The sequence below is a fragment of the Clostridiales bacterium FE2011 genome (assembly GCA_017569305.1).
Lineage (GTDB): Bacteria > Bacillota > Clostridia > Christensenellales > Aristaeellaceae > Aristaeella.
In genome coordinates, this window is record CP069418.1 from 2,815,802 (window position 1) to 2,826,652 (window position 10,851).

The 10,851-nt window shown below is 52.4% G+C and carries 5 protein-coding genes; all 5 read left to right on the plus strand.

The window, feature by feature from the left end:
* Positions 1-214 precede the first annotated feature (214 nt).
* The 5 genes from JRC49_12790 (at position 215) to JRC49_12810 (ending at position 10,719) form a co-directional block, all read left to right on the plus strand.
* Positions 215-2,140, plus strand: a complete 1,926-nt coding sequence (locus JRC49_12790; GenBank protein QTE70661.1) for a Cna B-type domain-containing protein — start codon at positions 215-217, stop codon at positions 2,138-2,140.
* Positions 2,141-2,161: 21 nt separating this feature from the next.
* Positions 2,162-4,486 carry a hypothetical protein gene (locus tag JRC49_12795; GenBank protein ID QTE70662.1) on the plus strand — a complete coding sequence of 775 codons (2,325 nt, stop codon included), beginning with the start codon at positions 2,162-2,164 and terminating at the stop codon, positions 4,484-4,486.
* Between the two features lie 61 nt (positions 4,487-4,547).
* Positions 4,548-5,375, plus strand: a complete 828-nt coding sequence (locus JRC49_12800) for a sugar phosphate isomerase/epimerase (GenBank protein ID QTE70663.1) — start codon at positions 4,548-4,550, stop codon at positions 5,373-5,375.
* A gap of 50 nt (positions 5,376-5,425) precedes the next feature.
* Positions 5,426-6,319, plus strand: a complete 894-nt coding sequence (locus JRC49_12805) for an ROK family protein (protein QTE72879.1) — start codon at positions 5,426-5,428, stop codon at positions 6,317-6,319.
* A gap of 659 nt (positions 6,320-6,978) precedes the next feature.
* On the plus strand, positions 6,979-10,719 hold the full coding sequence (locus JRC49_12810; GenBank protein QTE70664.1) for a hypothetical protein: 3,741 nt from the start codon (positions 6,979-6,981) through the stop codon (positions 10,717-10,719).
* The last annotated feature ends 132 nt before the right edge of the window (positions 10,720-10,851 follow it).

Below are 10,851 nucleotides of genomic sequence, written 5' to 3' on the forward strand. Positions count from 1 at the left end.
CCGGATAAAGTCATAAGCAGACTTTCCGGTTTCTTTTTTTTCATCCCGGTGCAAAAAGTCGGTTTCCGACTTGCTTTTTTGATGTGAGAGACCTATAATCAAATCTGTAGAAGTATGTACATGTAAGGGGATTCAGTTCACTTTGCATGGAAATAATTGGATGAATCGTTTATAAACAGAAAACCGAAGGTATAACCAGAGGGGAGAATCACTCATGAAAAAGCACCTTCAGCGCCTCTTGTCTTTGCTGTGTGTTCTTGCGCTCGTATTGAGCTGTGTTTACGCTCTGGCGGAAGACGTGCAGTATGAAGACCGTGTCATTACAGCCAAATGGATGGACGGGGATAATTATGACGGCATTCGTCCTGCTTCTGTTGATGCGTTCCTGGCCGGACAGAAGGCAACGCTGAACGAAGAGAACGGCTGGACCGGAGTGGTTTCCGTACCCGTTGGTACCGGTAATGACTGGACCTGCGATGAGGTTGACGGGTATACCGCAACCCTGAGCAAGGACGCTGTTTCCGTGCTGACCTTCAACCGCCCTGTGGCTCCCACCATTTCTGTGTCCGGTACAGTGGCATGGGATGATTCCGAAAACGCCGGCAAGATCCGGCCTGAATCCGTACAGCTGATGCTGCTGGCTGACGGAGAAGCCTACGGTGAACCGCTGACCGCGAAGAACCCCGGCTGGAAAGTGACCTGGAATGATCTTCCGGCCTTCAAACCCAATGCCGATACCAGAATTGAATATACGGTGAAACAGCTTCAGACGCCCGACGGATATACTGCCACTGCCTCCGGACTGGAAGTCACCAATACGCTCCAGACCGGCGCGCTGAACCTGACAGCTGCCGTTTCCGGCGCACCGGAAGGCGCGGATCTTTCGGCACTGACCCTGACAGTGGACGGCCCGGATCCTTCCATGCCCAAGACGCTTACCTGGGCGCAGATCTCCGGCGGTTCCTTCAGCTTCGGCAATGTGCTGCCCGGCGCCTACCTGGTCCGCGGTACCAACGCCGACACACTGGTGGAAGGCTATACCATGGATACGGCAAACAGCAAGGTATCCGACGCCGTGATGGTCAAGGCCGGAGAAACCGCAACCCTGACATACAAATACGCCTATAAGCTTCCCGAAGCGATTGAAGCCGAGGAAGATTATGATCCGATGGCCAACATCGGCGCCCTGAGTTTTGAAATCCTGGGACCGGATGACCGGATGCCCATGACAATCACATACAGCCAGTTTACGAACGGCCAGTATGAACTGGGCGACCTGGTTCCCGGTGTCTATACAGTGGTGGAACGGAACGCGGAAACACTGGTGAAGTACTACACCCTGACCGGTGCCAGCGTGACCGGCATGAAGCTGGAGGTTACCCCGGACGGAACGGCAACCGCCAAACTGTTCAACCAGTATGTACCCGCGCCGACGCCTGAACCCGACGCCGAGTTTGTGGATATTCCGGTTACCAAGACCTGGAACGACAATAACAACAAGGACGGCAACCGCCCTGACGCGATTACGGTGCGCCTGTTCGCGGACGGCGTGGAAGTGGACAGTCACATCCTGACCGCCGGTGAGAACTGGGCTTTCACCTTTGTTGAAAAGCCCCGTTACCAGGAAGACAACAAGACCGAAATTGTCTATACGATCAATGAAGACGCCGTGCCCATGTATGCCGCGGAGATCAATGGCTACAACATCGTCAACCAGTATCGCCCTGAAGTGACGAGCATTTCCGTCACCAAGATCTGGGTGGACAAGGATAACGCTGCCGGTATCCGGCCGGGCAGCATTGCGATGACCCTCTCTGACGGCCAGAAGGTGGTCAAGGTGGTTGTCCTGGATGCGACGAACGGATGGACCGCGACAGTCAATGACCTTCCCACCGTTGTGAACGGCCAGCCTGCCAAGTACGGCTGGAAGGAACAGGAAGTCATCGGATATACCCTGAGCGGTGTTAAGGAAGAGGGCAACGCAATGACCTTCACCAACACCATCTGGGAGAGACCGGATAAGCCGACGGAAGGCAAGACCCCGAAGACCACAGGTGAAACCTGGTATTTCTTTGAAGAGTATGATACGCCTCTGGGTGTGGAAGTTATCATCAACCACGTCGGAGATTGTTTCGATTAAAGAAGGAAGGATCTGATCACCGTGAACAAACTGCAACGAATCCTGTGCCTGCTTCTGACCGTGCTCCTGATGGCCCAGGCGCCCCTGCTGTCACTGGCAGAAGGAGAACAGGCCGAGTTTGAAGCTCCTGAGGAACTGATTGTCGGACATCCCACAATCACCAAGGGCGACTTCTTTACCGAGCTGTTCGGCAATGATACCGCTGATATCGACGTTCGTGCCCTGATCCACGGATACAACCTGGTGAACTGGGACCAGAACCAGGGTACATATGTATTCGATCCCAGCGTTGTGGAAACGATCGGACCGGTGGAGGTTGACGAAGTGGGCAACCACACCTACAAGATGATACTCTGCGACGACCTGTATTATTCCGACGGAACGCCCATCACAGCCTGGGACTATGCATTCTCCCTGCTGCTGATGATGAGCCCTGAAATCGAAGCAATCGGCGGTAAGATTTACCGTGCCGAGCATCTGCTGGGCTACGACGACTATATTGCCACCCGGAAAAAGATCATGGCCGGCGAAGAGCTGACGGACGATGACGTCCGGAGCCTGAGCGGCGTGGAAGTCCACAGCGACCATGAGATCTGGTTCCACCTGGACGGCGAATTTCTGCCTTACTTCTTCGAAACCGGTCTGCTGCTGACCGTGCCTTATCCGATCGGCGTAATCGCTCCCGGATGCAAGGTTTATGACGACGGCTTCGGCATCTATCTCGGAAACGAAGACCTGTATGTCAGCGAGCCTGTGTTCACACCCGAACTGCTGCAGAAGACCATCCTGGATCCGGAAACCGGATATAATTCCCATCCGTCCGTGGTGTCCGGCCCCTACAAGATGGTTTCCTGGGACGCCGCGACAGGCGAAGGCCACTACGAAATCAACCCCTACTTCAAGGGCGCCTGGATGCACAACAACCTGCCCGGTCCCGACTACTCCGGTCCGGCAAACTATATCCAGGTCATGGCTATCGACAATGAGACGCCCAAACTGGATGCCAACGGCGATGAGATCTGGCTGGTGAAGCCCACCATTGAGAAGATCAAGTTTGTTGTGGCTGACAATGACACCCTGATCCAGCAGCTTGCTGACGGCGAACTGCACCTGGTCAACAAGGTGACTTACGGACAGACGATCCTGGAGGGCCTGCAGAAGGGCGGAGAATTCGGTATCCGCAGCCAGCCCTATCCCCGGATCGGCCTTTCCTTCCTGACCTTTACCTATGACTGGCCTACCGTCCATGACAAGGAAGTCCGCCAGGCGATCGCCTGGTGTATGGACCGTGACCTGCTGGGCTCCCTGTACTGCGGAAGCGCTGACGGCGGTCAGTCCTTCTTCACCCGCGTGGACGGCTATTACGGCATTGAGCAGTGGGAATACAAACTGCTGAAGGGTGAAATCAGTTATCCCGTCAATTTCCTGGATCAGGTGACCCTGCCCCAGGTCCTGACAAAGGACGGCGAGGAAGAAGACCTGACCAAGAAGTATAAGAACCGCTACGTGGAAACCCAGGAAGACTATGAGAAGGCCATTGCTGCCTGGCAGGCGCTTGCCGATGAATGGAAAGACAAACTGGTAAAGTATACCGTGGATCTGTCCAAGGCGAAGAAGCTGCTGGAGAAGGCCGGCTGGACCCTGAACCGCAACGGCGACGCTTTCACCGAAGGTGTGGATGACGTACGCTGCAAGAAGATGGACGACGGCTCCCTGGTTGCCCTGGACCTGAAGCTGATGTATCCGGAAGGCAACCATATGGCGGAACTCATGCAGACCGCGGTACGTACAGACACTATCGCGGCGCCTGAAGACGTACAGCCGGACGCCGGTGTCGGAAGCTTCGTGGACAATCTTGCTGCTGTTGGCATCAAGCTGGAGCTGGTACCCGAACCGATGGAGGAACTGCTGAAGTCCTACTACCGGCAGAAGGAACGCACCACCGACATGATCTACCTCGCGACGAACTTCCACGTGATCGTGGACCCGTCCATCACCTATTCCACGGATACCACGAAGAACCACGAAATCTGGAACAACACCTATTCGGACGACGAGGAACTCTGGTATGACGCCAAGGCAATGCGCCGGACCGAGCCGGGCGACGTCTTCGAATACGTATCCAAGTGGGTTACCTTCCAGGAACGGTACAACGAAGTACTGCCCACCATCCCGATCTATTCGAACATCTACTTCGACTTCTTCAACCAGTATCTCCAGAACTACTACATCACCGGACAGGTGACGTGGTCCCAGGCAATACTCCCCGCATACTTCGCGCTGGAAAATATGGAGACACCCGCTGCGGCGACAGAAGCGGAAGGCGATTTCGAAACCTTCGAGTGATCCAAAGATCCAGACCGGGCGCTGTACACAGCGCCCGGTTTTTTGACAGGAGAAATCAACCATGCACCAGATCCTTTGCTCCACGGGGGCACTGATCGGAAGACCCAACGGCAGGGATTACCGCCTGCTGAAACAGTTTTGTCCCCAGCTGGAGTGCGACGGCTTCGAGTTCATGCTGTATACCACCTGGTATGATCAGATTGAAGCGCTGACATCCTTTCTGAAGTCAATTCAGCTGCATATTCCGGTAATGCACTGCGAAAAATCGCTTTCAGAGCATATTTCAAAAGGCGGAGACGAGGAACTGCGCGAGGCCTTCCGGCTGTTTGAAATCAACTGCGGCGTTGCGGAGACACTGGGAGCGGAAAAGATGGTTTTCCATCTATGGAACGGACTGATTTCCGATTCCCATTTTGAGAATAATCTTCGTGCTTATCCGGAACTACAGGAAAGAGCAGAGAAACATGGATTGATGCTGCTGGTTGAGAACGTAATCTGCAACGGAACCGATCCGATGACCCACTGGGTGGAACTCTATCAGCATTATCCGGAAATCCAATTTGTATTTGATACCAAGATGGCGGATTTTCACCGCCAGCTGGAGCTGCTGTATGAGCCGGAATATGACTGGCTCTGGAAAGAAAACCATATCCTGCACTACCATGTGAATGATTATGGCGGCGGCTATAAGGACTGGAGCAACCTGAAAGTCCTGCCGATGGGCAAAGGACATATCGATTTTGAACACTTTTTCCGGTTTGTCAGACAGACCGCATACAGAGGAGACTTTACGTTTGAAGCTACGGGCTTCGACCAGACAGGCACAGTGAACATCCGGAACCTGAATGAACAGTTTGCTCTGGCCAGAAGGTACCTGGATCAGGTATAATGAAGATAAAGGCAGACAAATCAATAAGCATGGAAAGCGAGGAAGAGAACATGCTCTTTGGAACACTGGAAGCCGGCGGAACCAAAATGGTTCTGTCTGTAGGGAATGAGCAGAATGAACTTCTGGAACAGGTCAGCATTCCGACTGAAGCACCGGAAAAGACTATTCCGGCGATGATTGACTGGTTCAGGGGAAAAGGAATTGTATCCCTGGGAATCGGTACCTTCGGCCCGGTTGACCTGAAGAAGGAATCTCCCACATACGGATGGATCACCAAGACGCCGAAGCCCGGCTGGAGCGATAAGCCTCTTCTGCCGCCCATGCGTGATGAACTGGGCATTCCGGCACTTATTGATACGGATGTGAATGCCGCAGCCCTGGCTGAGTGGAAGCTTGGTGCGGCCAGGGGACTGAACAGCTGCGTATACGTCACTGTCGGGACAGGGATCGGCGCGGGCTTGGTCATTGAAGGGAAACTGGTTCACGGGCTTGTACATCCGGAACTGGGGCATATGCTGCTTCGCCAGGAACCACAGGATCCGACTCCGGTCGGGTTTTGCCCGTATCACGCTGGATGCCTGGAGGGACTGGCGGCAGGTCCGGCCATTGAGAAGCGGTGGGGAAGGAAAGGGTATGAGCTTCCGGAAGATCATCCGGCATGGGATCTGGAAGCGGCCTATCTGGCCCAGATGTGCGTAAACATGATTTGTGCGTTCTCTCCGGAGAAGATTATCCTGGGCGGCGGGGTTATGCAGCAGAAACATCTGTTCCCGCTGATCCGTCAAAAGACACTGGCCCTGCTGAACGGATATGTACAGGCCAAGGAGATTCTGGAAGATATAGAGCACTTTATCGTTGAACCGGGCTTAGGGACAAAAAGTGGAGCGACAGGAGCGCTGCTTCTTGCACAACAGGCTTTCGAAGAGACCAAAATGAACGCTTAAAACAGTACAAATAGATACAGAAAAAGTGCAGAACCTATTGAAGGAACAGGCGTTTCAAAAAATGTCTGTTCCTTCATTAATTTTGTCTTTTGCAAATATTTGAGATATCGGTTCGATGAATAAGGATGCAACAAAATGTGTAATTTCAACCTGGATTACAGAGGAAAAACCCAAAAATCGATCATGAAACCGATACCATGTCAGTGATATCAAGGCTTACAGCATAATTACACGGGTTACATTGCAATATTACATGTCATTGGAAAGTAAAATTTGGGCGTTGTACGAACCAGATAATCAAGCTTTTGCAGAAAAATGATGTAATTTTATGGATAAAAATGGTAAAAAAGCGCCAAAAAATGAGTTACTTTATGCAAGAATGCAAATATAAACGAGTAATTATGAAAATGCAACCAAAAACAGATTGTATACAGGGATGTATCATCGGGAATGTCCATATTTATTAGCACTTACAGAAAATGGATACAAAAGGGTTGAAAACAATTTTCTTGTGTGGTATGATTTGTGTGGTTAACTATGCCCATTTTGACCATATATTACACTTCCGAAAATGATTCGATGTAACTTTTATGTAACGCAAAATCGGAAGCAGACCTGAAAAGATATCAATCACCCAGTAATATGGGAGGGGTAAAGATATGATGAAGCAGCTCAAAAAGGTTTTCTCCATCCTGTGCGCTATTGCCTTGCTGATTTCCAGCACGGCTATGGTGTATGCAGAAGATGAAGGGACCGAAGTGGCGGTCGCTCCGGTTGAAGCGCCGACGGAGGCTCCTACGGAAGCCCCGACGGAAGCTCCGACTCCCGCGCCGACCGAGGCTCCTACGCCGGCTCCTACCGAGGCGCCTACTCCGGCACCTACGGAAGCTCCGACTGAAGTGCCTACGCCCGCACCGACCGAGGCGCCCACGGCTGCTCCTACGGAAGCCCCGACTCCGGCTCCTACGGAAGCCCCGACGGAAGCTCCTACTCCGGCTCCGACCGAAGCGCCCACGGCTGCTCCGACAGAGGCACCTACAGCTGCCCCGACGGAAGCTCCCACTGCCGCTCCTACCGAAGCTCCGGTTGTGGCACCGATCGAAGAGCCGACCGCTGCTCCCACTGCCGCTCCGACGGAAGCACCTGTTATTGTGGAAGAAGACGACGGTCTGGTTGAGTTCGATGATGATTGGGGTTACGTTGATCCTGAGGTTATCAGTGAAAACGTACCGGACATCACCGATGAGCTGAAGGGTATCCGGAACATCGAAATGAACCTGGGACAGACCCTGTCCGACACTATCGGCCTGAACGACGAACTGATCATTGCCCTGAAGGGCTGCGGAAAGAACCCCGTTGAACTGAAACTCTACGCTTCCAATAGCGCATCTATCCGTACAGTGCTGGATGGCAAGGCTGTCAACTTTACCCCTGTTGACAGTGACATCCCGAACATGAAGCTGTATGTATATGAAATATCCAACCCCGCCGGCCGTAAACATGAAATTATTCTTTCTTCTATAGATACTGTTTCCTTCAGACTGGTTGCCAGCGAAAAACAGAACGAAGTCGTCGAAGCTCCGGCTGCCCAGGAAGCGGCACCTGCTGCAGAGACCGTGACCGATAACGCGGCTCCGGCTCAGAATGAAGCCGCTCCCGCACCTGTCAGCGAAGAACAGACTGCAGCAGCTCCGCAACCGATTCCGGTTGAAGCTTCTGTACCGGCCCCGCAGCCGATTCCCGTCGAGGAAGTTGTACCGGCTCCGCAGCCGATTCCTGTTGAGGAAATCGTTCCTGTTCCGCAGCCGATTCCTGCCGATGAGAGCATTCCCACTGTGAACGAGGCTGAAACAGCCGCTCCGGCTGAAGTGCCTGCTGAAGTTCCTGCGGAAGCTCCCGTAACCGAGGAAGCCCAGGCTGAAGTTCCTGCAGAGATCCCGGCAGAAGTTCCTGCGGAAGTACCCGTAGAGGTTCCTGCTGAAACACCTGCCGAAGTTCCTGCTGAGGAACCGGCTGCAGAAGAACCCGCTGCCGAAGAAGCAACTGAAGCACCGGCAGCTCCTGTCGTGACTCCCGCTCCCACCGTACAGCCTGCTGATAAGAACTATGACGCACTGAAGGTGGGCTACCAGATCAGCGATACGCTGGTTGCCGGCCAGAAGGGCAAGATCCTGATCAAGTGCGGCAAGAATGAGAATGTAACGCTGAAACTGACTGCCAGCCCGGATGCAGTGAATGTATCTATTGACGGAAGCAATGCCCAGTTCGTTTCCATCGGTAACGGCACTTATGTCTGCGAACTGAAGAACATCGCATTCCGCAAGTTCAACATCACGATCTCTGCAAAACAGAACCTGTCCTTCACGCTGAGCTCCTTCGCGGTCAAGACGGAAGCTCCCGCGACCGAAGTGCCCGTAACTGAGGCACCTGTGACTGAAGCGCCCGTTACGGAAGCTCCTGTGACCGAGGCTCCCGTTACTGAAGCACCCGTCACCGAAGCACCTATTACTGAAGCCCCGGTCACCGAGGCTCCCGTTACTGAAGCACCCGTCACCGAAGCACCTATTACTGAAGCGCCTGTGACTGAAGCTCCGGTCACCGAGGCACCTGTTACCGAAGCTCCTGTTGAAGAGACTGAGGAACCCGTTGTAGAAACCGAAGCTCCTGTCGAAGAGACCGAAGAGCCCGCTGCGGAAACCGAAGCTCCCGTTGAGGAGACCATAGAGCCCGCTGCGGAAACCGTTGCTCCCGTTGAGGAGACTGAGGAACCCGCTGAGGAAACCGAAGCTCTTGTCGAAGAGACCGAAGAGCCCGCTGCAGTAACCGAGGCTCCTGAAGAACAGACGGAAGAGCCTGCGGAAGAAGAATATAATAAGGAAGAAACTGAAAATGAATCTTCCGAGAAAGTAACACCTGAGGAAGAGGAAAAAGAAGAAGAATCCGAAGAAGAGACCGAAGTCCAAAACGAGGAAAACGAAGACGAAGAAAACGCTGAAACCGTTACGGATGAAGAGTCTGAAGCTTCTGAAGAAGTGAACGAAGAGGAAGAAAACGAAGAAGAAACCGTCGAAGAAGACGAAGAATCCGAAAAAGAAGCTGAAGACGAAGAAAACGACGAGGAAGAATCTGAAGAAGAGACTGAAGTAGTCGAAGAAGAAATTGAAGAAGAAGCCGAACCTATCACAGATGAACAACTGATCGAACTGGGCTACCGTAAGGTCCGGATCCAGAACCGGAACGGCGCTGACGTGTATGTCGTTACTGCCACTTCTGTTGACGTAATCGGACATCTCGATTATGAGGCAGAAATCTGGATCATGGATATCGCGGCTGAAGGCTGGGCGCAGATCTATACCGATGAAGATGAAGCACACCACTTCATTAAGCTCGCTGAGATCGAGAAACAGGAAATCACCGAAGATGACCTGATCGAGATGGGCTATCGGAAGATCCAGATCCAGAACAAGAACGGCACGAACGTATATGCTTCCGCTGACGAAGATGCGGTTGTGACCGGAACCATCGAATTCGAGAGCGAGATCTGGATCAAGGATGCTGAAGCCGAAGGATGGGCTCAGATCTTCACTGAAGATGAAGAAGCTGAGAAGTTCATCAAGATTGCGGAGATCGAAGAGCAGGAGATCACCGAGGAAGAACTGATCGAGCTTGGCTACCGTAAGATCCAGATCATGAATGCCAACGGTACAGATGTTTATGAAGCGGCGAAGGAAGACGCAGCTGTGATCGAGCATCTTGATCCGGATACTGAAATCTGGGTGAAGGATATCGAAGCCGAAGGCTGGGCTCAGATCTACACGGCTGAAGATGAAACTGAGAAGTTCATCCTACTGGCCGAGACCGAAAAGCAGCCGTATACCGATGAGGAAATGCTGGAAATGGGCTATGTGAAGGTATACGTTGCCATTGATATCGGCGCGAACGTGTACAACGGCCTGGGCGAGAACCTTGAAGCGGCAGATCATCTGGATGTCAATACAGAACTCTGGGTCAGGATTATCGAGAACGCGGAACGCGCTGAGATCATTGATCCTGTGGAGCTCGAAGGCGTCGGGTATATCAACCTGGTTGACATCATTGCCACGATGAAGCCGGAAGGCATGGAAAACCTGCCTACCAGACAGATCGTCATTCACGACGTCTTTAAAGAATTCGGCATGAATGTGATCTTTATCGGAACCGAAGTGCCGTACGAACTGGAACTGATCAACTTCATGGAGGATGATCACTATGAAGTCCAGTGGCTCTACAGCACAGATGGTGAAGAATTCATTGAAATCCCGGATGCCAATGATCTGACCTTCACCTATGTGGCTGATACCGAAAACCAGAACTATATCTGGAAAGCAATTGTGAAACTTGTAACCTTGACAGAAGAATAATTGAACTGATCAAACACACATAACAGGCAACCTGTGATTATACCTACCACGAGAGGAGTTTCGTTATGAAACGGAATATTAAAAGGATAATCTCAATTCTGGCATCGGTATTGATGGTATTTAATTCAGTAC